General features: G+C 42.7%; 21 protein-coding genes. 19 read left to right on the top strand and 2 right to left on the bottom strand.

What is annotated here, in order from left to right; all coding sequences use genetic code 11:
* Positions 1–21: 21 nt before the first annotated feature.
* From pheA to rpsA, 4 genes are all read left to right on the top strand, one after another.
* Entirely contained in the window at positions 22–1,143 is a 1,122-nt protein-coding gene (pheA, locus tag KDW99_RS07065; RefSeq protein WP_255828592.1) for a prephenate dehydratase, read from the top strand.
* 22 nt (positions 1,144–1,165) lie between these two features.
* On the top strand, positions 1,166–3,412 hold the full coding sequence (locus KDW99_RS07070; RefSeq protein ID WP_255828594.1) for a bifunctional prephenate dehydrogenase/3-phosphoshikimate 1-carboxyvinyltransferase: 2,247 nt from the start codon (positions 1,166–1,168) through the stop codon (positions 3,410–3,412).
* A gap of 19 nt (positions 3,413–3,431) precedes the next feature.
* On the top strand, positions 3,432–4,115 hold the full coding sequence (gene cmk, locus KDW99_RS07075) for a (d)CMP kinase (RefSeq protein WP_255828595.1): 684 nt from the start codon (positions 3,432–3,434) through the stop codon (positions 4,113–4,115).
* 181 nt (positions 4,116–4,296) lie between these two features.
* Positions 4,297–5,979, top strand: coding sequence for a 30S ribosomal protein S1 (gene rpsA, locus KDW99_RS07080; RefSeq protein WP_113915815.1), 1,683 nt, complete (start codon positions 4,297–4,299; stop codon positions 5,977–5,979).
* 134 nt (positions 5,980–6,113) lie between these two features.
* Here rpsA and KDW99_RS07085 read toward each other — a convergent pair whose 3' ends face one another.
* Entirely contained in the window at positions 6,114–6,362 is a 249-nt protein-coding gene (locus tag KDW99_RS07085) for a hypothetical protein (RefSeq protein ID WP_255828598.1), read from the bottom strand.
* 11 nt (positions 6,363–6,373) lie between these two features.
* Positions 6,374–7,093, bottom strand: a complete 720-nt coding sequence (tsaA, locus tag KDW99_RS07090) for a tRNA (N6-threonylcarbamoyladenosine(37)-N6)-methyltransferase TrmO (RefSeq protein WP_255828600.1) — start codon at positions 7,091–7,093, stop codon at positions 6,374–6,376.
* A 133-nt stretch (positions 7,094–7,226) separates the two neighbouring features.
* On the opposite strand from tsaA, the gene KDW99_RS07095 reads away from it, so the two are divergent.
* The 15 genes from KDW99_RS07095 to KDW99_RS07165 all read left to right on the top strand — a co-directional run bounded on the left by KDW99_RS07095 (position 7,227) and on the right by KDW99_RS07165 (position 22,373).
* Positions 7,227–8,486: a glutamate-5-semialdehyde dehydrogenase gene (locus tag KDW99_RS07095; RefSeq protein WP_255828602.1), complete on the top strand. Its 1,260-nt coding sequence runs from the start codon at positions 7,227–7,229 to the stop codon at positions 8,484–8,486.
* Positions 8,476–9,141 carry a nicotinate-nucleotide adenylyltransferase gene (gene nadD, locus KDW99_RS07100; protein ID WP_255828603.1) on the top strand — a complete coding sequence of 222 codons (666 nt, stop codon included), beginning with the start codon at positions 8,476–8,478 and terminating at the stop codon, positions 9,139–9,141. The genes KDW99_RS07095 and nadD overlap by 11 nt, the downstream gene beginning before the upstream one ends.
* Before the next feature lie 14 nt (positions 9,142–9,155).
* A complete protein-coding gene (gene rsfS / locus KDW99_RS07105; protein ID WP_113915820.1) occupies positions 9,156–9,509 on the top strand; it encodes a ribosome silencing factor in 354 nt (117 codons plus the stop codon).
* An 11-nt stretch (positions 9,510–9,520) separates the two neighbouring features.
* A complete protein-coding gene (rlmH, locus tag KDW99_RS07110; RefSeq protein ID WP_012070537.1) occupies positions 9,521–9,988 on the top strand; it encodes a 23S rRNA (pseudouridine(1915)-N(3))-methyltransferase RlmH in 468 nt (155 codons plus the stop codon).
* Positions 9,989–9,997: 9 nt separating this feature from the next.
* A complete protein-coding gene (gene mrdA, locus KDW99_RS07115; protein ID WP_255828604.1) occupies positions 9,998–11,878 on the top strand; it encodes a penicillin-binding protein 2 in 1,881 nt (626 codons plus the stop codon).
* Positions 11,871–12,992, top strand: coding sequence for a rod shape-determining protein RodA (gene rodA, locus KDW99_RS07120; protein WP_255828605.1), 1,122 nt, complete (start codon positions 11,871–11,873; stop codon positions 12,990–12,992). The genes mrdA and rodA overlap by 8 nt, the downstream gene beginning before the upstream one ends.
* Positions 12,989–14,047 (top strand): lytic murein transglycosylase B, encoded by a 1,059-nt coding sequence (gene mltB, locus KDW99_RS07125; protein ID WP_255828606.1) that lies wholly within the window; start codon positions 12,989–12,991, stop codon positions 14,045–14,047. The genes rodA and mltB overlap by 4 nt, the downstream gene beginning before the upstream one ends.
* Positions 14,034–14,969 carry a septal ring lytic transglycosylase RlpA family protein gene (locus KDW99_RS07130; RefSeq protein WP_255828607.1) on the top strand — a complete coding sequence of 312 codons (936 nt, stop codon included), beginning with the start codon at positions 14,034–14,036 and terminating at the stop codon, positions 14,967–14,969. The genes mltB and KDW99_RS07130 overlap by 14 nt, the downstream gene beginning before the upstream one ends.
* Positions 14,970–15,051: 82 nt before the next feature.
* Entirely contained in the window at positions 15,052–16,200 is a 1,149-nt protein-coding gene (locus KDW99_RS07135; RefSeq protein WP_255828608.1) for a D-alanyl-D-alanine carboxypeptidase family protein, read from the top strand.
* A gap of 29 nt (positions 16,201–16,229) precedes the next feature.
* On the top strand, positions 16,230–16,535 hold the full coding sequence (locus KDW99_RS07140; RefSeq protein WP_255828609.1) for a YbeD family protein: 306 nt from the start codon (positions 16,230–16,232) through the stop codon (positions 16,533–16,535).
* Complete coding sequence (gene lipB, locus KDW99_RS07145) at positions 16,536–17,180, top strand: lipoyl(octanoyl) transferase LipB (RefSeq protein ID WP_255828610.1); 645 nt, start codon at positions 16,536–16,538, stop codon at positions 17,178–17,180.
* Position 17,181: 1 nt separating this feature from the next.
* Positions 17,182–18,141 carry a lipoyl synthase gene (gene lipA / locus KDW99_RS07150; RefSeq protein ID WP_255828611.1) on the top strand — a complete coding sequence of 320 codons (960 nt, stop codon included), beginning with the start codon at positions 17,182–17,184 and terminating at the stop codon, positions 18,139–18,141.
* A 154-nt stretch (positions 18,142–18,295) separates the two neighbouring features.
* Positions 18,296–20,200, top strand: coding sequence for a biosynthetic arginine decarboxylase (gene speA, locus KDW99_RS07155; RefSeq protein WP_255828612.1), 1,905 nt, complete (start codon positions 18,296–18,298; stop codon positions 20,198–20,200).
* A gap of 47 nt (positions 20,201–20,247) precedes the next feature.
* Complete coding sequence (gene aguB, locus KDW99_RS07160; protein ID WP_255828613.1) at positions 20,248–21,126, top strand: N-carbamoylputrescine amidase; 879 nt, start codon at positions 20,248–20,250, stop codon at positions 21,124–21,126.
* Between the two features lie 359 nt (positions 21,127–21,485).
* Complete coding sequence (locus KDW99_RS07165; protein ID WP_255828614.1) at positions 21,486–22,373, top strand: GNAT family N-acetyltransferase; 888 nt, start codon at positions 21,486–21,488, stop codon at positions 22,371–22,373.
* Positions 22,374–22,375 lie beyond the last annotated feature (2 nt).

The raw sequence follows: 22,375 nt of genomic DNA on the forward strand, positions 1-22,375 counted from the left end.
CCTCTACGGATAATAAATAGCATGTCAAATTCTAAACAAGCGGTACCAGATACTCTGCCTTTGTTGCGTGATCGTATTGATTCTATTGATTCGCAAATACAACTGTTGATAAACGAGCGCGCAGCTTGCGCTCAAAAAGTGGCTGAAGTTAAGTTGGCTGAACAGGGTGGAGACGCGGTTGTCTTCTATCGTCCTGAGCGTGAGGCTCAAGTTTTACGCAGAGTGATGGAGCGTAACGAAGGGCCATTAGGTAACGAAGAGATGGCCAAAATCTTTCGTCAAGTCATGTCTTCATGCTTAGCGCTCGAAAAGCCAATGCGTATCGCATTCTTAGGTCCCGAAGGTACTTTTACACAGCAGGCAGCATTAAAACACTTTGGTAAATCTATCGTTAGTGCCCCAATGGCAGCTATTGATGAAGTGTTTCGCGAAGTTGAATCTGGCGCGGCTAATTATGGTGTTGTGCCGGTTGAGAATTCGACAGAAGGTGTTGTTAATCATACGTTAGACAGTTTCCGTGATTCACGTTTAAAAATATGTGGAGAGGTTGAAGAGCGTATTCACCACCATCTATTAGTGAGTCCGAATATCAACTCTGATGATGTGACGCATATATATTCACATCAGCAGTCTTTGGCGCAATGTCGTGCTTGGTTGGATCGTTATTGGCCACATGTAGAGCGTGTTGCTGTGAGCTCAAATGCGGAAGCAGCTCGTTTAGCTGCAGAGGCGGGCCGCAGCGGTCGAGCAATTGCGGCAATAGCCGGTGAGGTTGCTTGTGAATTGTATAGTTTGTTGAAGGTCTCTGCCAATATCGAAGATCGCCCGGACAATACAACGCGCTTTTTGATTGTTGGTAATCAGGATGTGCCGCCAAGTGGTAAAGATAAAACATCACTGTTAATTAGTGCGAAAAATGAACCAGGTGCTTTGTATCGGTTGCTTGAGGCTTTCGAGCGTCATGGTGTTGATATGACGCGTTTAGAAACTCGTCCTTCGTTAATGAGTCGTTGGGGTTATATATTCTATATCGACTTTGTTGGCCATCATTTGGATGATGAGTGTCGCGCCGTGATAGATGAGTTGCGTGAGCGCGCATCGGAAGTGAAGGTGTTGGGTTCCTATCCTGTGGCTGTGCTTTAGTAATTTATAAGAGTGATGTGTTTTGACTGGTGAAAGTGATTTTCAGGTGTCTGTTGATAAGGCGCCACAAGGAAAAAAGAAATTTGGCAATGTCATGATCATCGGTCTTGGCATGATAGGTGGGTCATTTGCTAAGGCGTTAAAAGAGCGTGGTTTAGCCACGTTATATGCTATTGATCGTCGAGAAGGAGAGTTGGCGTTAGGTGTTTCAACGGGGGTTATTGATTGCCCTGCTGAGATGTCCGCTGAGTTTGTTTCTAAAATGGACGTGATTGTTCTTGCTACTCCTGTGAGGGCGATGGAGTCTGTATTAACGGATCTTAAGCCTTTCTTGTCTGAAAGTACGTTGGTTACTGATGTGGGTTCCACCAAAGGGAGTGTGGTTGAAGCGGTTCGTCGCGTTTTCGGCTATGTACCTGCTAATTTTATTCCTGGTCATCCTATTGCGGGTGCTGAAAAAAGTGGTGTGCTTGCATCTAATTCACTGCTTTTTGAAAAGCACATGGCGATAGTAACGCCATTACCAGACAGTAATCCTGTTTTGCTTGATCGTCTTCATCGTCTCTGGCGTGCTGTTGGGGCGGATGTTGTGAGTATGGATGTTGATCATCACGACCACGTGCTGGCTTCTTCGAGTCATTTGCCGCACCTGCTTGCTTATACTTTGGTTGATGCGCTTGCTAACGGGGAGCGTAGTCAGGATATATTTAAATTTGCTGCTGGTGGTTTTCGTGACTTTACTCGGATTGCTTCAAGTGATCCTGTGATGTGGCGTGATGTCTTTATGGCCAATAAAGATGCCACCCTAGCTACATTAGATCACTTTACGGATCGTCTTGCTGATATGCGAGCTGCAATAGAGCAAGGTGATGGTGCCAGCATGTTTGGTGTTTTTACTCGTGCTAAGTCTGCGCGAGATCATTTTCTTCGATTGTTGGAGCAGCGTACAATTGGTTCTGCAAAAGAAGTTCGTCCTGTATCTGTTTCAGTCTTGCCCGCTTCTGCAATTAAAGGTGATATTTCTTTATTGGGTGACAAATCTTTGTCACATAAAGTGATTACAATAGCCGCGCTTTCTGAAGGGGTGAGTGAAATAAAGAACGTCGATCTGACTGGTGATGTGCGTATTACCATGCAGGCTTTTCGGGATATGGGTGTGGTGATTGAAGAGGCATCCGCTGATTATTTGCGTGTTCATGGTGTTGGGCTTCGTGGGTTAAAGGCGCCAATTGCGCCAATCAACGTGCATCAATCAAGAGAAAGTTTGTATTTGCTGTTGCCTGTTTTAGCTGGGCAGTCATTTCCAGTCTCTGTTGTCGCTGAAGAGAAGTTACTTAATCAATCGATGAGTGACTTGTTTTCTTTGGTGCGCAAAATGGGAGGGGATGTGGTCTCTGACGTGGCTGATTGTTTGCCTGTTAGTCTTGTGCCAAGAGGCTCGTCTAGTGCTTGTCTTGATTTAAAAGTAGGTACTGAGCGTTTGCGTATGTCGGCTTTCTTAGCGGCATTGTATTCGTCCGATGGTGGCTCAATTGCGACTGAATCGACACAATTGTCTCATTGTGAGGCGTTGTTGCGTCATTTTGGTGTGACTATCCTGGATCATGAGGGCGGTTTTAAAGTTGTTTCAGCGCCTCTAGTTGGTACGAATATTGTATTGTCTGGTGATGAATATGAGGCGGCTTGGTTGGTGTTATTAGCGAACTTGTTACCCGGTTCTGAATTATTTATTGAAAATGCTGGCTTGGATTTTGTGTCATTTGCATTTCTATCGTTTCTAAAGTCGATAGGTGCAGATGTTTCTATTCCTGAGTTGGGTGAGTTTGGTTTGTATGACGGTGGGCTTCAGGCTGGCTTTGCTGAGCTTAATTCGTTCGCTTTGACCCAAGAGCAGAGTTACCAGTTCAGAGATGAGTTACCTTTGTTATGTGTTGCTGCGGCTTATGCAAAGGGTGAAAGTTGTATCCAGGGTGTTGGCTCTCTGCCTTACTATTGTGAAGACAGGGTATTGGCCTTAGTAGATGCACTTAAGCATATGAAAATTGCTTGTGTTTACGAAAATGGTGATTTGCTTATTAAGGGTGGTCTCCCGTCTGGTGGTGAGTTGGATTGTGCTGGTGATGATAAATTGGCGCTTGCCATGTTGGCATTGGGGGCGCGAAGCCAGTCGGTTACAAAAGTGAATGATTGTCAAAAATTATTAGAAGAATTTAACGAGTTGGAGAGTGTTGCTGTGCAGTTAGGTTTTCACTGCACTGTTGCACAATAGTTTTTTAAGAGGAATAGTTATGATCAACCAAGGCCCAGTTATTACGATTGATGGTCCAAGTGGTGCAGGTAAAGGCACTGTAAGTCAATTAATCGCAGAAAAGCTGGGATGGCACATACTTGATAGTGGTGCTTTATATCGACTGCTTGCACTTGCTGTGTCGCATCACGGTATGTCTTCTGATGATGTTGAGACGTTAAAAGTCTTGGCTGAGCATTTAGATATACAGTTTGTGCAGTCAGAAGAAGGTAAAGTTGAAATTATTCTAGAGGGCGAAATTGTCACTCAGGCTATTCGAACTGAAGAAGTAGGAAATTGCGCGTCTAAATTGGCGGCCATTCCGGAAGTTCGTGAAGGCTTGTTGTTGCGTCAGCGCGCTTTTTCGCAGGCGCCTGGTTTGGTAGCGGATGGTCGTGATATGGGGACCGTGGTGTTTCCTTCGGCGCAGATTAAAATATTTTTAACGGCGTCGGCTGAAGAGCGTGCTAAGCGTCGTTCGCAGCAATTGCAGCAAAAAGGTGAAGCTGTTAATCTAGCAGAACTTGTAAAAACGATTAAGGAGCGAGACGAGCGTGATGCTAATAGAGCCATTGCTCCTCTTGTGCCTGCAGCAGGCGCGTTAGTTATAGATAGTACAGATTTGACGATAGAACAGGTTGTCGAGATGATTTTTGCTGAAACGGCAAAAGCTGGTCTTGTATAATCTGTTCTTTTTTGCGTCTACTTTTTTACATCTAGAATGTGCTAGAATAGATCAAATGTTATTCAAGTCGATAAAGGTGCCAGCAAGCTTTTATCGCATCATCCAAAAAAATTGACCCACATTTGCTGGCAATGTGGATATGGCCTAGTTCTTTATATGGGCCGACTATATAGGAAATACAATGACTCAAAGCTTCGCAGAACTGTTTGAAGAAAGCCTTTTAACCGTCGAAATGGCGCCAGGCTCAATTGTTACTGGTATCGTTGTTGATATTGACAGCGAGTGGGTAACTGTTCATGCAGGTCTTAAATCTGAAGGCGTAATTCCTCGTTCTCAGTTCCTAACGGATAGTGGTGAGTTTAACTTAAACATCGGTGACGAAGTTAAAGTTGCTCTTGATGCTGTTGAAGATGGTTTCGGTGAGACTAAATTGTCTCGTGAAAAAGCTAAACGTGCAGAAACTTGGTCTGTTCTTGAAAAAGCTTACGAAGAAAACGCCATTGTTCACGGTGTTATCAATGGTAAAGTCAAAGGTGGCTTCACAGTTGATATCGCTAATATCCGTGCTTTCTTGCCAGGCTCTTTAGTAGATGTTCGCCCAATTCGCGATACATCTCATTTGGAAGGTGTGGATCTAGAGTTCAAACTTATCAAGCTTGATCAAAAACGTAACAACGTTGTTGTTTCTCGTCGTGCCGTTATGGAAGCGACTAACAGCGCTGAACGCGAAACATTGCTTGCTTCTCTTGAAGAGGGTCAAGAAGTTAAAGGTATCGTTAAGAACCTTACTGACTACGGTGCTTTCGTTGATCTTGGTGGTGTTGATGGTCTTCTACACATCACTGACATGGCTTGGAAACGCATTAAGCACCCAAGCGAAATCATTGCTGTTGGCGATGAAATCGATGTTAAAGTTCTTAAATTCGACCGCGAGCGTAACCGTGTGTCTCTAGGTCTTAAGCAGTTGGGTGAAGATCCATGGGTTGCTATCAAAGCCCGTTACCCAGAAAACACTAAGGTAACTGCTAAAGTTACTAACTTGACTGATTACGGTTGCTTCGCTGAACTTGAAGAAGGCGTAGAAGGTCTAGTGCACGTTTCAGAAATGGATTGGACTAACAAAAACATTCACCCATCTAAAGTTGTTCAGATTGGTGATGAAGTTGAAGTTATGGTTCTTGATATTGACGAAGAGCGTCGTCGTATTTCTTTGGGTATCAAGCAGTGCACAATGAACCCATGGGAAGAATTCGCTACATCTTTCAATAAAGGCGACAAAATCTCTGGCGCAATCAAGTCTATCACTGACTTTGGTGTGTTCATTGGTCTTGACGGCGGTATTGACGGTCTTGTTCACCTATCTGACCTATCTTGGGACGAAACTGGTGAAGATGCAGTACGTCAATACAAGAAAGGCGATATGCTAGAAACAGTTGTATTGTCTATCGATGCTGAGCGTGAGCGTATTTCTCTAGGTGTTAAACAACTAGAAGAAGATCCGTTCCTAGCTTTCGTTGCTGAAAATGACAAAGGCACTATCGTTAACGGTACTGTCTCTGAAGTTGATGCGAAAGGTGCTGTAGTTGTTCTTGCTGAAGGCGTTGAAGCTACTTTGAAAGTATCTGAAATCAGCCGCGAGCGTATCGAAGATGCAACTACTGCATTGAAAGAAGGTGATAAAGTAGAAGCTGCGATCATTAACGTTGATCGTAAAGCACGTACTATCACTCTTTCTATCAAGCAGAAAGATGCTACTGAAGAGAAAGCTGCGTTGAAATCTCATTCTGAGAAGCAACAAGCAGAAACTAATGGTCCAACCACTATCGGTGATTTGATCAAAGCACAACTAGAAAACCAAAACTAAGTTTGGATTAATAGTTGTCATAAAAAGCGGACTTAGGTCCGCTTTTTTTTGGTCTTATTTTCTTGAATTTATTGACAGAAAAACTATACACAGAACATGTGGATAACCATGGGTATAGACTTGGTGTATGTTTTTTATCGCAGAGAGTTAAGCAGTTTTTCGGTGTCTTCTTCGTTCCAATTCTCTTTCTCTAGCAGCTCTTTGAGCGCTTTACTTTGCTGGGCGTTATGGAGGTTTTTTTGGAATTTGGCGTAATGGAAGTCTTTTATTAGACGTTCGTCGTGTTTTGAGCGATAAAGTGCTTGGTTTTGAGTGTTTTCTGTTCTCTCTTGGTTGAGTGAGTCAATTTTTTTGTAAGTATTTAAAAACTGCTTTTTATTCATCTCCCACTCTCTTATTTGCTTTCGATCCGAAGTATTTCAAAGTGATCGTTTCTTGCACACCACTTTATATTGATGTCCCAAAGCGTGATTCCATGCTCTCGATCAAGCTGTTCTGATAAATAGGAAGGTCTGGGGTCTTGTCCAACAACTTGTTTAATTAAAGTTGTTATTTCTCTTTTGTGCAAATTTTCGTAGTTTTCGCATTGAGACTTTGCCAGTTCTGAAAACAATACGGGCTTTATTTGCGCTTCTGCAGATGTTGGCGCAAATCCTCCTTTTGCTTCCGTGATGCTGTCTGCATAAGGTAGGTAAGGTTTTATATCAAGAACGGGGGTACCATCTAGCAAATCTGCGCCATGTAAATCAATGAATGTTTTTTTGTCTTCTTGGTAGATGCGTCCAATCTTCACTACTGACAGTCCTATCGGATTAGGCCTATGAGTTGAACGTGTGGCAAATACGCCTACTTTTTCTTTTCCACCTAGGCGTGGTGGTCGTATTTTTGCTTTCCAGTTCTCAGACATGCAAGCGTGAAAAACAAACTGGATCCAGATATGAGAGAAACCATCAAGTCCATCGAGAATATCTAGTCTGCTATAAGGAGGGATGAGCTCTAGGCGTGCAGTGGCTTCTGTGACCAGTCCTGGTTGTCGTGGTATGCCGAATTTTTCCTTGTAACACGAATGCACTATGCCGATGGTGTTAAGCGTAAAAGAATTGAGTGGCGACAATGTAAGATCCTTTCGTGACAATCTGAGCTAAATGAATAAAAATATTGTGATAGTATACTGTCTTGATGAAATAGGTCGCGGTTTATTTGACGATCTATTATTTGTTCTTCTTTACTTTTATTAGAGATTAAAAATGTCTTTAGAATCTTATATGAATCAAATTGGTCAGCAAGCTAGGGCGGCTTCTCGTCTTCTTGCGAAAGCATCTACGAAGCAAAAAAATATGGCACTGTTTGCTATGGCAGACGCTTTGGAAAATGCTCGACCTCGATTGATATCTGAAAACGCTAAGGATATGGAAAATGGCCGAGTTAAAGGCTTGGATTCAGCTTTACTAGATCGTTTGTTGCTTGATGATGCCCGAATTGACGGCATGATTGAGGGTTTAAAGCAGGTGGCGTCTTTGCCTGATCCAATCGGTGAAATATCAGATATGGTGTATTTGCCGTCAGGTATTCAGCGAGGCCAGATGCGCGTGCCTTTAGGGGTGATTGGCATTATTTATGAGTCTCGTCCAAATGTGACCATCGATGCGGCAAGTCTCTGTTTGAAATCTGGTAACGCCACTATTTTACGTGGCGGCTCAGAGGCATTTTATTCCAATCAAGCTATTGCTGAGGCTGTAACGGCAGGTGTCATCGCTGCTGGTTTGCCAGAGCATGCAGTGCAAGTTCTTAATACGACAGATCGTGAAGCGGTTGGCATGTTAATTTCTATGCCTGAGTTCGTTGATGTTATTGTCCCTCGTGGTGGCAAAGGTTTGATTGAGCGCATTAGTCAGGATGCGCGGGTTCCTGTAATCAAACACCTTGATGGTAATTGTCATGTCTATATTGATAGTGAGGCGGATCTTGAAAAGGCTTATGCTATTGCCATGAACGCTAAAACCCGCCGCTACGGTGTGTGTAATGCAATGGAGTCATTGCTGGTTCATTCTGCAATTGCTGGGGATATTTTGCCTAAGTTAGTGGCTGCTCTGCAGGAAAAAGGTGTGTCTCTGGTAGGTTGTGAGCAAGCTCGTGCTATTAGCTCTGTCATTGAAGCTGCATCAGAAGAAGATTGGTATACAGAGTATTTGGCCCCTAAGTTATCTATTAAGATTGTGTCTGATATGGATGAGGCGATTGCACACATCAATAAATATGGTTCTCATCATACGGACGCAATTGTTTCGCAGAACTATACAAAAACACGAGCGTTCATGACGGAAGTGGATTCTTCGTCAGTGATGGTGAATGCTTCAACATCTTTTGCTGATGGTTTTGAATATGGTTTTGGAGCTGAAATTGGTATTTCTACTGACAAAATTCATGCTCGTGGTCCTGTAGGATTGTTGGGGTTGACCAGTCAGAAGTATGTCGTACTTGGCGATGGTCATACTCGTGACAATTAGAGTTAAGGATAATGTAAAGACTTCTGGGTTGGCTATTATGGGTGGGACATTTGATCCTGTTCATAATGGCCACTTAAGAACAGCGGTTGAGATTTTAGATCGCTACCACTACTCCGCTTTGAGGTTAATACCTTGTTTTCAGCCTGTGCATAAAGATCGACCAAGTGTCTTGCCTCAGCAACGACTTGAAATGGCTAAGCTTGCAGTATCTGGTGATGCTCGATTGAGTGTCGATTCTCGTGAGATTGATAGGGAAGGTCCAAGTTATAGTATCGATACGTTGCGAGATCTTCGGAGCGAAATAGGTCCAGATGAATCACTCATTATGGTGCTAGGAATGGACAGCTTTTTATCCCTTCCAACTTGGCATAATTGGCAGCAGATAATCCAGTACGCTCACTTGTTGGTTGTGTCGCGACCTGGTTGGGAGCCTGACTTGATCTCTGAATTGAGCGGTTTTTGCGAAAACTATCGTGCCGCATCGTCGCATGAGTTACAATGCGCGCCCTCAGGGCGGGTCTGGTTCGAGACTCTCACTCCTTTGGGGATATCCTCTAGCATGATTAGGGCGTTGGCTCGTAAAAACGAGTCTATTGCTTATTTGTTGCCAGAACCAGTCCAAAACTATATAGAACAACATCAATTATATCGATAGGGTAACGTAATTATATGAGTCAGCTTAACCTCACAGCAGATCAAATTTTGGCTTTTGCTGTTGAAGCATTGGAAGATGTGAAAGGTGATAAGATCACAGTATTGAATGTAGGAAATCATACAGACATGATGGATTACATGGTGATCTGTACCGGTACTTCAAAGCGTCATGTTAATGCTTTGGGTCAAAATGTATTTGAACATTTAAAAGGTCAAGGTCTTCAGCCATTGGGTTCAGAAGGTCGTGGTATGGGGAGTGATTGGGTGTTGGTTGATTTACATGATGTTGTTGTGCATGTAATGACAGAAGAAGCTCGAGCTTTTTATGATCTTGAGAAGTTGTGGGATATTAAGCCAGAACAAATGTAAGGCTCTTTTAAATGCGTGTTCGTTTGATTGCTGTTGGTAATAAAATGCCAAAGTGGGTGACTGAGGGTTACGATGAGTATGCTAAACGCTTGCCAAAAGATTTTGCATTAGAGCTTGTCGAAATTCCAATGTCTCCTCGTGGAAAAAACACTGATATACCAAAAGCTATTCGTAAGGAAGGAGATAGTATGCTCGAAGCTATACCTTCTGGAGATAAAGTAATTGCAATGGAAGTTCTTGGTAAAGAGTGGTCTACCGATCAGTTGGCAGATCAGACCGAGCAGTGGCGAATGGATGGCTATAATGTGAGCTTGTTGGTGGGAGGTCCTGATGGTCTTGATCCAAGGTGTACCGCTCGAGCGGATCAAACTTGGTCTTTATCTCGTCTGACATTACCGCATCCTATGGTGAGAGTTATTTTGGCTGAGCAAATTTATCGTGCTTGGACGCTCATGAACAATCATCCGTATCATAGATAAGGTGATGAAGTGAGCCGTCGACATCAAAACTTCCGCAATTATCGTCAAGAACAGCGACTGACACAGCAGCGTGTTTTTGCTGCCGCTATTTTTGTTTTGCTGATGGCTATTGTGTTGATGGCTCGACTGTTTTATTTGCAGGTTATTGAGCATGAGTTATATCAAACCAAGGCAAATGATAACCGTGTTATGCTGGTTACAGAACCGCCGCCTAGAGGTTTGATATACGATCGTAACGGATTGGTGTTGGCTGATAATCGTCCTATTCACAGTTTAACTGTGATACCTGAACGGGTAGAAAGTTTTCCGAAGTTAAAGCAAATGCTTTCCGGCATTATCGATATTAGTGATGATGAGTGGGAAGATTTTGATGAAAGACGAAAAGAGTATCGCCGCCCTTATCAATCCCTTACTTTAAAATCTCAATTGACCGATGAAGAGTGGGCCAAGGTCTCTGTCGATTTGTATAAACTCGACGGTGTTCAGGTAGAAGCGCAATTAACGCGCTATTACCCTTATGGTGAGGCATTTGCTCATGCCATTGGTTATGTTGGCCGGATTACCTCAAAAGACTTAGAAACAGTCGATAAGTTGGCTTATCAAGGCGCTTTATTTATCGGTAAGACAGGTGTAGAAGGCTATTACGAAAAAACCTTATTTGGAGAAGCTGGTCTTAGCAAGGTTGAGGTGAATGCTCGTGGACGCATTATGTCGGAACTTGAGCGACAAAATCCAACGCCGGGTAAAGATCTCCACTTATATTTAGACGCCAGACTACAGCAATATGCCTACGATCTTTTGGGTGATTATACTGGCGCGGTTGTCGCAATTGATCCCACAACAGGTGGGATTCTCGCCCTGGTTTCTAAGCCTGGTTATGATCCTAACCTGTTTGTGCGCGGGATTTCTATTGATGATTATGCCAAATTACGCCAATCCAAAAAACTCCCTCTTTTTAACCGTGCTTTGCGTGGAGGTTATCCTCCAGCGTCAACGATTAAGCCTTTTATGGGGCTTGCTGGTTTAGAGTATGGGTTTTCGTCATGGACTGAACGGTATTTTGCGAAAGGCTATTATCAAATAAATCCAGACGGGCGTCGCTACCGAGACTGGAAACGGACAGGGCATGGTTGGATTAATTTAGAGCGTTCTATTATTGAGTCTGTTGATACCTATTATTATCAACTGGCTAATAAAATGGGAATTACTCCTATCCATAATTTTTTGACGCGTTTTGGGTTTGGTCAGACAACCTTGCTCGATTTGAATGGTGAGAGTCATGGCTTGTTGCCTTCTAATGAATGGAAAAAAGCCAAATACAAGGAGCCATGGTACCCTGGCGATTCAGTCAATGTAGGTATCGGGCAGGGCTTTATGGTGGCGACACCTCTGCAAATAGCTTCGGCTACCTCTGCTTTAGCCAGTAAAGGGCATTATTTTTACCCTCGTATGACGCAACTTGTGGGAGACAAAATCATTGAATTTCCAGATGGTCTTGGGGATGAGCACGATATTGTTTTGAAGGATCAGCGTAATTGGGGACGTATGATTGATGCTATGCGTAAAGTAATAACCGACTCGCATGGTACCGCAAGGCGTTTGCAAGGAACGGATTATGAAATCGCAGGGAAAACAGGGACCGGGCAAGTATTTAGTCTGCAAGAAGACCAAGAATACGATGCAGATTCCCTTGAAAAACGTTTGCATGACCATGCGTTATTTATAGGCTTTGCACCTGCTGGAAATCCGAAGATTTCAGTGTTTGCCATTTTTGAAAACGGTGGTAGTAGTTCGAAACCCGCGGATTTAACGAAAGCATTATTTGACGCTTATTTGCATGATGATTATCCGGCGCGTTATGACTATTTGAAAGGTGATAAAAATGACTGATAGCTTTTATCGCAGAGCGCTGTCTTTTACCAATGCTCGTTTGTGGAAACTGGTTCACGTTGATGTTTTGTTGATGGGGGCTTTGTTGTTACTGATCTGTGGAGGGCTTTTTATTCTGTACTCAGCCTCAGGGCAGAATGTAGCCATGGTCGAGCGGCAGGTATTTCGATTGGTTATAGGCTTGATGATTTGTGTAGCTTTAGCTCAATTACCCCCGAAATATATGCGACGAGCTTCACCTGCGTTGTTTATTTTTATTTCCGTTTTGCTGGTCTGCGTACTGTTGTTTGGTGTTGGAGCTAAAGGGGCACAGCGTTGGTTGGCTCTGCCAGGAGGTTTGCGCTTTCAGCCTTCAGAAATAATGAAAATTGTTATGCCCATGATGATTGCTTGGTATTTTTCCGATAAACAGTTACCTCCCAATTTTAAGCAAATATTGGCTGTTCTTGGATTAATTGTTTTACCTGTTTTGATGATTGCCAAGCAACCTGATTTGGGAACAGCTCTACTAGTTGCAGTATCGGGTGTTTTTGTTTTATTTCTTGCAGGGTTGGGATGGCGCTACATATTGGGCGCGACAGCATTAGCTCCTGCCGCTGCTTACACATTATGGCAATTTATGCATGATTATCAACGCCAACGAGTACTGACTTTTTTAAACCCTGAGAGCGATCCGCTTGGGTCTGGCTGGAATATCATTCAATCTAAAACGGCAATCGGTTCAGGTGGACTTTATGGAAAAGGTTTTTTACAGGGGACGCAGGCTCAGCTAGATTTTCTTCCTGAAAGCCATACTGACTTTATTATTGCGGTTCTTGCTGAGGAATTTGGCATGCTGGGCTGCGGTGTACTGATTTTAGCTTATTTTCTTGTGATTGCCCGGGGCCTATACATAGCGGCGTATGCAGAAGATAACTATGCGCGATTATTAGCGGGTAGTTTAACACTGACTTTTTTTGTGTACATGTTTGTAAATATTGGGATGGTGTCAGGTATTCTTCCTGTGGTTGGGGTACCCTTACCACTTGTCAGTTATGGTGGCACCTCTATTATTACCATCATGGCGACATTTGGGATTTTAATGTCAATACAAACACATAAAAGAGCAAGATGATGATTAAGCAAGCTACTTTGTTGTTTCTAGCGCTTGGTCTAACTGCGTGTAGTGGTATGGATCATTCTACATTACCTTCAAATTCGGGAGTCAGTGAGTCTCTACTTGAAGATATGCCCAAAGAATGGGCAGATTCCTATGCTGGGAATCCAGAGGTTCAAGTATTTATTAATAAGCTGGTTAGAGAGCATGCTTATGACAAAGGGCGCCTCGAGTTGGCTTTTTCTCATATAAAAGTGCGTCCTAAAGTGATTGAAAAATCAGATAACCAGCCTGAAGTCATTACGCCTTATTATGAGTATAAAACCCGTTTTGTGAATGAAGAAAGGGCAAAGCACGGTCGAGAGTTTGCAAAACGCAATGCAAAGTGGCTGCGAAAAGCAGAGCAAGAGTTTGGCGTAGAGCCTAATATCATAGTGGCTCTGATAGGTGTTGAAACCTATTACGGCCGTATTACTGGGTCAAAAGACGTTTTTACCTCCCTTACCACATTAGCATTTGATTACCCACGAAGAAAAGAATACTTCCAAAGCGAGTTAGAAGCCTATTTATTGCTTGCTCGCAAAGAAGGTTGGAACATTGGCGACACAAAAGGGTCATATAGTGGGGCGATGGGGATGGTGCAGTTTATGCCCAGCAACTATCAAAAATTGGCAATAGATTATGACAAAAACGGACATATCGATTTGTGGGGATCTGAGCCTGATGCGATTGGCAGTGTTGCAAATTACCTTAAGCATCATGGTTGGCAGCCTCGACAACCTTGGTTTGTAATGGCTTATGTTACCGATCCAGATTCAATGGTGGATTTCATCAACCGTGGCAGGGTGGCAAGTACGGAAATGACCGAATGGTCTGCGCTAAATGTACTTCCAACACAGCCATTTATACCTCAGAAAACAGGCTTGATAGGCTTACGAACAAGTCCGGAAGAGGTTTCTTATTGGCTCGCGTATGAAAACTTTTTCACCATTATGGATTACAACCCAAGTAGGCGATATGCCATGTCTGTATTGGAGCTCGCTGAGAGTATAGGAACCTATGAAAGTAATTAACATGCTGTTTGTTGCTGGCCTGAGTTTGCTGGTATTGAATGGGTGTATGAGTACGCGTCATGTTTTAGGAAAAGATGATGTGGATTATGAAAAAGCATCGGGTGGCGGTCGCTATTCTATTTTACAAGATCATGCACCTACTGGTGATATCAAGGTAGATCACCTTCCGGATCTTGTTCCGAAATGGGAGCCTAAAAGTCGTGGTGGTAACAAAAGTCCTTACGAAGTGTGGGGAAAAAAATATTGGGTAATGGATTCAGCACAAGGTTACGAGGCAGAGGGAACTGCGTCTTGGTATGGTAAAAAATTTCATGGGCATAAGACCTCAAATGGGGAAACATATGACATGTACAGTTTTTCTGCTGCTCATAAATCGCTGCCGTTACCTACCTATCTGAAAGTGACGAACCTTGATAATCAGCGTGCTGTTATTGTTAGAGTGAATGATAGAGGGCCGTTTCATGGTGATCGTTTAATCGATCTTTCCTACGCGGCTGCCGCACGACTTGATTATCATAAAAAAGGATTGGCGCGGGTTCGAATTGAGGCAATTACCCCTGCCCAAGGGCAGTCGTATAATCCACCTAAAGTCGCAGTTAAAAAGACGGTGAATCCGCCTGAAGCCTTACCTGATAAGGCATCGCCTATTTCCACTATAGAAACAAAAAGTGTTCCATCAGAGTTGGTTTTTTCTCATCTGCAAATTGGAGCTTTTAGCTCTGAGGAATCTGCAGACAAGCTTAAACAACGTCTTTTTGAGGCATATGATACGACGGTAAACGTTGTTATTAATAAACAAGATGATGGTCTATTTAAAGTTTTGGTTGGTCCTTTTGCTGATGCAGGGGAATTGGCTCAATGGCAGCAAAGGTTACAACAAGAAGGTTTCGGCAGCCCTGTGAGAGTTGCTTTAGTACCCTAGGTACGATTTGTTTGGGCTAGAGATTCTTAAAGGGCTCTAGTATCATTTGTTAACATTTTTTTAGAAGACGATATTTTTGAGTATGAAAAAACTCCTAGTTACTTTATCAGTTGTATTTTGTTTCGTGAGCAGCTCCGTTTTTGCTGCTCCTTCATTAATCCCAACGCCGCCACAATTGTCAGCGAGTAGTTACATTCTTATGGATGCATATACTGGCGATATTTTGGTTGAGCATAATGCTGATCAGGCTTTGCCTCCGGCAAGCCTAACGAAATTAATGACGGCTTATATTGTTGAATATGAGTTGGCTCGCGGAAATTTATCAATGGATGATATGGTTAATGTGAGCGAAAAAGCATGGAGAATGGAAGGTTCTCGTATGTTTATTCGAGAAGGAACACAAGTTAAGTTAGAAGACCTAATGCGCGGTATTATTATTCAATCTGGTAATGATGCAAGTGTTGCCGCCGCAGAGCATATTGCTGGCAGTGAGTCTGCTTTTGCTGACTTGATGAATCAACATGCTCAACTTCTTGGAATGAAAAATTCGCATTTCGTGAATGCAACCGGTTTTCCAGCAGAGGATCATTATTCTAGCGCCCACGATATAGCAAAATTGGCACGTGCGACTATTATACAGTTCCCAGAAAACTACAGTATGTATGCGGAAAAAGAGTTTACCTACAACAATATCCGTCAGCCAAACCGTAATAAATTGTTGTGGCGCGATAAAACGGTTGATGGTATGAAAACTGGTCACACTGAGGCCGCTGGCTTCTGTTTGGCTGCTTCTGCTGTTCGCAATGGTACCCGCTTAATTACGGTTGTTATGGGAACGAAATCAGATAATGCCCGTGCCGTTGAATCTCAAAAATTGTTGGATTACGGTTTCAGATACTATGAAACACGTAAGCTATATAGCCGTGGTCAGGTGGTGAATAATGCTCGTGTTTGGGGTGGTAGCCAGCCTAACGTAAAAGTAGGTTTTGCCGAAGATGTTTTGGTTACTATGCCTCGTCAACAAGGTGCGTCTATTCCAGCTACACTTGATATGCAGAAAGAAATTATGGCACCAATTGCTGTAGGCGATGTATTGGGTAAAATTGTGGTTGGCACTGAGGGTAATGTCTTAATAGAGCGCTCAGTAGTTGCACTAGAGGCAGTAGAAGAAGGTGGTTTCTTCAAGCGAATGTTTGATAAAATTAAACTCTTCTTTATGAACTTGTTTTAAGCGCTAATAGCGAGTGGTAGATTAAATTAATGGCACTAATTACAAAAAACGGTGATCAAGCTGAGAATGCAGTCGATGCACCTAAAATAGAGTTTCCTTGTGACAACTACGTTATCAAAGTGGTTTCACTCGACGTCGAGGGTATTCATACCGAGATAACAGAGCGATTGCTGGTTCATGCTCCAGAGATGGATGTCGCAGCAGAGAATATTAACCGCTCTAGTAAAGGGCGCTTTATTAGTTTTAGTTTTCGTATTGTGGCTCAAAGTGAAGATCAGCTATCGGCTTTACACCGTGACTTAATGTCGATTGAAGCCGTTAAGATGGTCATGTAAATGCAGCTAGACTTAATTTGCCGTGATTTGGGTGTGGTTGACTACGCTGAAACATGGGAGCGGATGAAGCAATTTACTCAAACTCGTTCAAAAGACGATGCTGATGAGATTTGGTTGTTAGAACACCCTTCCTTATTTACGCAAGGTCAAGCGGGTAAAGAAGAGCATCTTTTAGCTCCAGGCGATATTCCTGTTATTCAGGTCGACCGTGGTGGTCAGGTCACGTATCATGGGCCGGGGCAACTTGTTGCTTATGTAATGGTTGATTTAAAGCGTCTCGGAATAGGCGTTCGTGATTTGGTTAGTGTGCTAGAAAATTCAGTTGTTGGTGCTCTTGCGTCGAGCTCAATTGAAGCATATCCAAAGCCTGATGCGCCTGGTGTCTACGTGAATGAGCAAAAAATTGCATCACTGGGATTGCGTGTGCGTAGGGGCTGTTCATTTCATGGGCTTGCCTTAAACGTTGATATGGACCTCACCCCATTTAATCGTATTAACCCATGTGGCTATCAAGGCTTACAAATGGTTGATATGAAACGTCTTAATGAAGACGTTACTTTATCGAATGTAAAGGTTCAGTTGGCGAATCAGCTGGCTGAGCAGCTCGGATACAGTTATCCAGCTATCCAACAAGGGTGGAAATAGAATGACAGCAGAACGCAAACGCGTTGTTCAAGGGGAAAAGCTACGCGGTGCCGATAAAATGGCGCGTATTCCCGTTAAAATAGTTCCTACTGAAGAGATTCCGCGTAAGCCTGATTGGCTTCGTGTTCGTATGCCAGCTTCACCAGAAATTGCTCGCATCAAAGCAACTTTGCGTGAACATAAGTTGGCTTCGGTTTGTGAAGAGGCTAATTGCCCAAATCTAGGTGAATGTTTCAGCAATGGTACTGCCACTTTTATGATTATGGGTGAAATTTGTACTCGTCGTTGCCCTTTCTGTGATGTTGCACATGGTCGCCCAAATCCACTTAGCGCTGATGAGCCAAAAGAGTTGGCTGCCGCTATACGTGATATGAAGCTTAAATATGTGGTTATTACTTCCGTAGATCGTGATGATCTTCGTGATGGTGGTGCTCAGCACTTTGTGGATTGCATTACAGAGACGCGAGCAGAAAGTCCAAATATTGAAATCGAAACATTGGTACCAGACTTTCGTGGTCGTATGGAAGTGGCTATTGATACACTTTCAATTGCACCACCAGATGTCTTTAACCATAATTTGGAATCCATTCCGCGTTTATATCGCCAAGTAAGACCTGGATCTGATTACCAATGGTCATTAGATCTTTTGAAGAATTTTAAAGATCGTTGTCCTGATGTGCCAACTAAATCTGGTTTGATGGTTGGTATGGGTGAGACATTTGAAGAGATTGTTGAAGTTCTGAAAGACTTGCGAGCTCACAATGTTGATATGTTGACGATTGGTCAATATTTGCAGCCTTCTAAGCATCATTTCCCAATGGCGCGTTTTGTTCCGCCAGAAGAATTTGCACGCTATGAAGAAGTTGCAAAAGAGTTAGGCTTTAAGCATGCGGCGTGTGGGCCTTTGGTTCGCTCGTCTTACCACGCAGATAAGCAAGCACATGGCGAGCACGTTTCTTAATTTGTTCGTTAGTTAGATTGAAGCGGAGTTAAGATGTTTCTTAGCCCCGCTTTTTTTATTTGGGCGAAGGAAAAAAATATACCTGATTTTCATTATGGCGTACTTTTAATGAAAGTAGTGCAGGTGTTCGGTTATTTAGATTTTGGGAGATGATATGAAGCCTTGGTCAATTAAAGATTCGATGGAACTATATAATGTCAGCCATTGGAGTAGTGATTTTTTTTCAATCAATGACAAAGGACGTGTTATTGCGTTACCTGATAGGGAAAATAGTATTGATTTGACTGAGCTTTCAGTAGCACTCAAACAGCAAGGTATTCCTTATCCTTGTCTTGTGCGTTTTCCCAATATTCTTCACTCACGCATTGAAAAAATTACCAACTCGTTTCAGCAAGCTATTGATTATTACAACTATCAATCGAAATATGCCATTGTTTACCCTATTAAGGTAAACCAACAGCGTCGAGTGGTCGAAGAAATTGCAGCATGTCAGCCTGACAATGCTGCCACTGTTGGTTTGGAAGCCGGTAGTAAGCCAGAATTGATGGCTGTTTTGGCTATGCATAAAAACGCTGATGGCATTATTGTTTGTAATGGCTATAAAGATCGTGAGTTTATTCATCTTGCGCTCATGGCCGAAAAAATGGGACATCAAGTCTTTATTGTTGTTGAGAAGATGCATGAGCTTGATTGGATTTTAGAAGAAGCCGATAAGATCGGTGTTCAACCGCGTATCGGTATCCGTATTCGCTTGGCATCTACTTGTACAACCCATTGGGGTAACAGTGGTGGAGAAAAATCTAAATTTGGCCTGACTACATCCCAATTGTTACGTGCAATTGATCGTTTACGTGAATTAGATTTGTTGCATTGTCTTGAGTTGATCCACTTCCATTTAGGTTCACAAATAACGCGGATTCGCGATATTCAGAACAGCCTGAAAGAGTGTGCTCGTTATTACGCTGAACTTCATCAGATGGGCGTAAAGGTGGAGTGGGTTGATGTTGGTGGTGGTTTGGGAGTCGATTATGAAGGTACACGCTGCCAAAATGACTTTTCAGCAAACTACAGTATTGGTGAGTATGCTAATAATGTCGTGTTTGCCTTCCATAATGTGTGTGAGCAATACGAACTTCCTCACCCTAATTTGATTTCGGAATCTGGTCGAGCTGTGACGGCACATCATGCGATGATGATTGCAGATGTTTTTTCTCACGGCGCTGAGCTTTTACCGATTGAGGAGCCAGCAGAAAATAGTGAGCTAGAGTTGCAGCGTCTTTGGGCATCTTACCAAAGTTTAAAACGTGAGAGCCAAGAAGATAGTCGATCTTTGGTCGAGATTTATCATGATTTGCTCGATGACTTTAATGATAGTTTGGCCTTGTATAATCATGGTCAGCTTAATCTGTCACAAAGAGCACAAGCAGAAAACCTATTTTTATCAGCATGCCGAAACTTATTACCTCGCTTGGACAATCGAAATAGAGGCCATCGTGCGGTAATTGATGAACTTAACGAGCGTTTAGCTGAAAAGTTGTTTGTTAATTTATCCGTATTTCAGTCTATGCCTGATGCGTGGGGGATCGATCAATTGTTCCCTGTGTTGCCTTTGCAGGGATTGGATCAGGCGCCTTCTTTTAGAGGTAAAATCCAAGATGTTACCTGTGACTCTGATGGTTGTTTGTATAGCTATGTTGATGGTCAAGGTATTGAATCTTCTCTACCGTTACCTCCGCCGCCGCCAAAAGGTGAAGACTACTTAATGGGCTTTTTCTTGGTTGGTGCTTATCAAGAAACTCTAGGTGATTTGCATAACTTATTTGGTGACACTTGTTCCGTGGATGTTTATTTAACGGATGATGGCTTCAGAATTGACCATATATTAAAAGGCGACAGCGTTAAGGATGTGCTTAAGTACGTTAGTTATAATGAGCATGAGTTGATGAAGGGTTATCAAGATAAAGTAGCGGCAAGCCCACTTAGTCAAGAAGAACAAGTTACTTTACTAGCAACCTATAAAAAAGTACTTGAAGGTACGACGTACCTGACTCAGGTATAACTGAACCAGCGTGATAGCAACACAACCTATTTTGGAGATAGTTTAGTATGAGTAATGTAAAAGTGGCCTGCGTTCAAATGTCGGTCAGTACAGACTTTCAAGCAAACTTAGATAATGCGGTGGCACAAGTAAGAGAAGCCGCTGCAAATCAGGCTAATATTATTTTGTTACAAGAATTGTTTATGGGGCCATACTTTTGTATTGATCAAAAGCCTGCTTATTTCGACTGGGCGCAACCTGTAAGCGATTGTTTGGCAATTCAGACTATGAGTAAGCTTGCGAAAGAGCTAGGTGTGGTCTTGCCTATTAGCTTTTTTGAACGCGATGGTAATGTTTTCTATAACTCTTTGGTAATGATTGATGCCAATGGTGATGTCATGGATTTGTATCGTAAAACGCACATTCCAGATGGCCCTGGCTACCAAGAAAAGTATTACTTCACACCAGGTAATACTGGTGTGAAAGTTTGGGATACGCAGTTTGGTCGAATTGGCTGTGGTATCTGTTGGGATCAGTGGTTTCCAGAGTTAGCTCGTGAACTAGCACTAAAAGGGGCAGAACTTATTTTTTACCCTACAGCAATTGGCTCTGAACCGCCTTATCCGGAATGGGATTCTAAGGACCATTGGCAGCGGACCATGCAAGGGCATTCTGCCGCGAATATGGTGCCAGTTATTGCTGCAAACCGTATTGGACGAGAAGAAGGTGAAAATAGCTTTATCCAGTTCTATGGCTCTTCTTTTATGACTGATGAAATGGGTGCTATGAAGTGTGTGGCTGGTCGAGACGAAAGTACTATCTTGTATTCTGAGTATGATTTAGAGGCAATTCGTAAAGCGCGTCAATCATTTGGTTTGTTTCGTGATCGCCGTCCGGATCGATATCAAGCGATTACTGCTGGTGCCGGTATTACTTGGGGAAAGTAAGGTTAAAAGCAAAAAAGTGCCCGCATAAAGCGGGCACAAAGCTTTCCTTATCCTTATTGATACAAAGGGGGAATATCAACAAGGTAGATCTATTTGCACTTGGCTTTTGGAAGCCTAAAGTTAGCGTATAAAATAGTGCAAGGCTTGTGTTTTTAACACCCTGACGGCAATGTAAAGCGAATTAAGTGCTTTGATTACAAGGCTAAGTAGAAGCACATCCTCGTCAGTATAGATCTGTCCAGAACTTAGGTATTAACTATAGTATGAGATTTTAACTCTGGCCTGAACTTTAAATAGATGCGAGCATATTATGCTTCTGCGGCTAGTTAAAAGATCCACCTATTTATTTTAGAGAGTCGATGAACGTATTTAGTTCCCCTACAAAATTACCTTATTTTGCGATCATGTTGTCTAGTAAACTAATGTTGAATGACTTAACCTACCGCATTATGGCTGAAAAAATGCTCGAATTAGCGCAAGGCCAACCTGGCTACCTTGGTGCTGAATACGGTTCGGGAGAAATGGATCTGCTGATGACTTATTGGCAAACGCAGCAAGCGGCCGAGGATTGGTTGAACCATGATATGCAGCGTAGAACTTTATCCATTGGTGAAAGTTTTTGGTACGAAGAATATTCCTTAAAATTGTTCGAAGTGATGAAGGACATGTCATTTAAGTACTCTGATCAAGGTATACATGCTTCACGTTTCCCTCGGATTGTTACCGAAAGGGGCGTATTGAAAATATTAGACGAATCACAAGCCTCACTTTTGCATGATTATATCAATCAAGAAAAAGCCTTTCTTGCCCCATGGGAGCCTCTTAGAAACGATGGTTATTATTCCCTTGAAACGTGTCAATTGCGTGTTCGAGAAATGCGCCGAGACTTTTTAGAAGATAGAGGGGTTGTCCTTTGTTTTCTATCACCTAACGAAGATAGAATGCTCGCCTATACAAATTACTCAAACATTATTCGTGGCGTCTTTCAGGCATGCAACCTTGGCTATAGTTTGCGAGAAAGCGAGCAAGGTAAGGGGATTATGCTGGAAGTTTTGCAAGCTGGAATAGATTACCTTCATAAGGAGCAACATATTGATCGTATTCAGGCGAGTTATATGCCAAGAAATGCCCGAAGTGCAGCTGTGTTGAAGAAGCTAGGCTTTGATAAAGAAGGTGTTGCAAGGGATTATTTGAAAATTAATGGTCAATGGGAAGACCATATATTGACAGCATTAGTACTGCGTTGAAA

The sequence above is a fragment of the Marinomonas rhizomae genome, assembly GCF_024397855.1.
Classification (GTDB): Bacteria; Pseudomonadota; Gammaproteobacteria; order Pseudomonadales; family Marinomonadaceae; genus Marinomonas; species Marinomonas rhizomae_A.

Bases quoted from the DNA above. Each gene is read 5' to 3' on its own strand.
- rodA (WP_255828605.1), top strand. From the start codon at position 11,871: ATGACTGATAGCTTTTATCGCAGAGCGCTGTCTTTTACCAATGCTCGT.
- KDW99_RS07130 (WP_255828607.1), top strand. From the start codon at position 14,034: ATGAAAGTAATTAACATGCTGTTTGTTGCTGGCCTGAGTTTGCTGGTA.
- KDW99_RS07085 (WP_255828598.1), bottom strand. From the start codon at position 6,362: ATGAATAAAAAGCAGTTTTTAAATACTTACAAAAAAATTGACTCACTC.
- lipB (WP_255828610.1), top strand. From the start codon at position 16,536: ATGCAGCTAGACTTAATTTGCCGTGATTTGGGTGTGGTTGACTACGCT.
- KDW99_RS07095 (WP_255828602.1), top strand. From the start codon at position 7,227: ATGTCTTTAGAATCTTATATGAATCAAATTGGTCAGCAAGCTAGGGCG.
- rpsA (WP_113915815.1), top strand. From the start codon at position 4,297: ATGACTCAAAGCTTCGCAGAACTGTTTGAAGAAAGCCTTTTAACCGTC.
- rlmH (WP_012070537.1), top strand. From the start codon at position 9,521: ATGCGTGTTCGTTTGATTGCTGTTGGTAATAAAATGCCAAAGTGGGTG.
- pheA (WP_255828592.1), top strand. From the start codon at position 22: ATGTCAAATTCTAAACAAGCGGTACCAGATACTCTGCCTTTGTTGCGT.
- KDW99_RS07165 (WP_255828614.1), top strand. From the start codon at position 21,486: ATGAACGTATTTAGTTCCCCTACAAAATTACCTTATTTTGCGATCATG.
- cmk (WP_255828595.1), top strand. From the start codon at position 3,432: ATGATCAACCAAGGCCCAGTTATTACGATTGATGGTCCAAGTGGTGCA.
- lipA (WP_255828611.1), top strand. From the start codon at position 17,182: ATGACAGCAGAACGCAAACGCGTTGTTCAAGGGGAAAAGCTACGCGGT.
- speA (WP_255828612.1), top strand. From the start codon at position 18,296: ATGAAGCCTTGGTCAATTAAAGATTCGATGGAACTATATAATGTCAGC.
- rsfS (WP_113915820.1), top strand. From the start codon at position 9,156: ATGAGTCAGCTTAACCTCACAGCAGATCAAATTTTGGCTTTTGCTGTT.
- KDW99_RS07135 (WP_255828608.1), top strand. From the start codon at position 15,052: ATGAAAAAACTCCTAGTTACTTTATCAGTTGTATTTTGTTTCGTGAGC.
- mltB (WP_255828606.1), top strand. From the start codon at position 12,989: ATGATGATTAAGCAAGCTACTTTGTTGTTTCTAGCGCTTGGTCTAACT.
- aguB (WP_255828613.1), top strand. From the start codon at position 20,248: ATGAGTAATGTAAAAGTGGCCTGCGTTCAAATGTCGGTCAGTACAGAC.
- KDW99_RS07140 (WP_255828609.1), top strand. From the start codon at position 16,230: ATGGCACTAATTACAAAAAACGGTGATCAAGCTGAGAATGCAGTCGAT.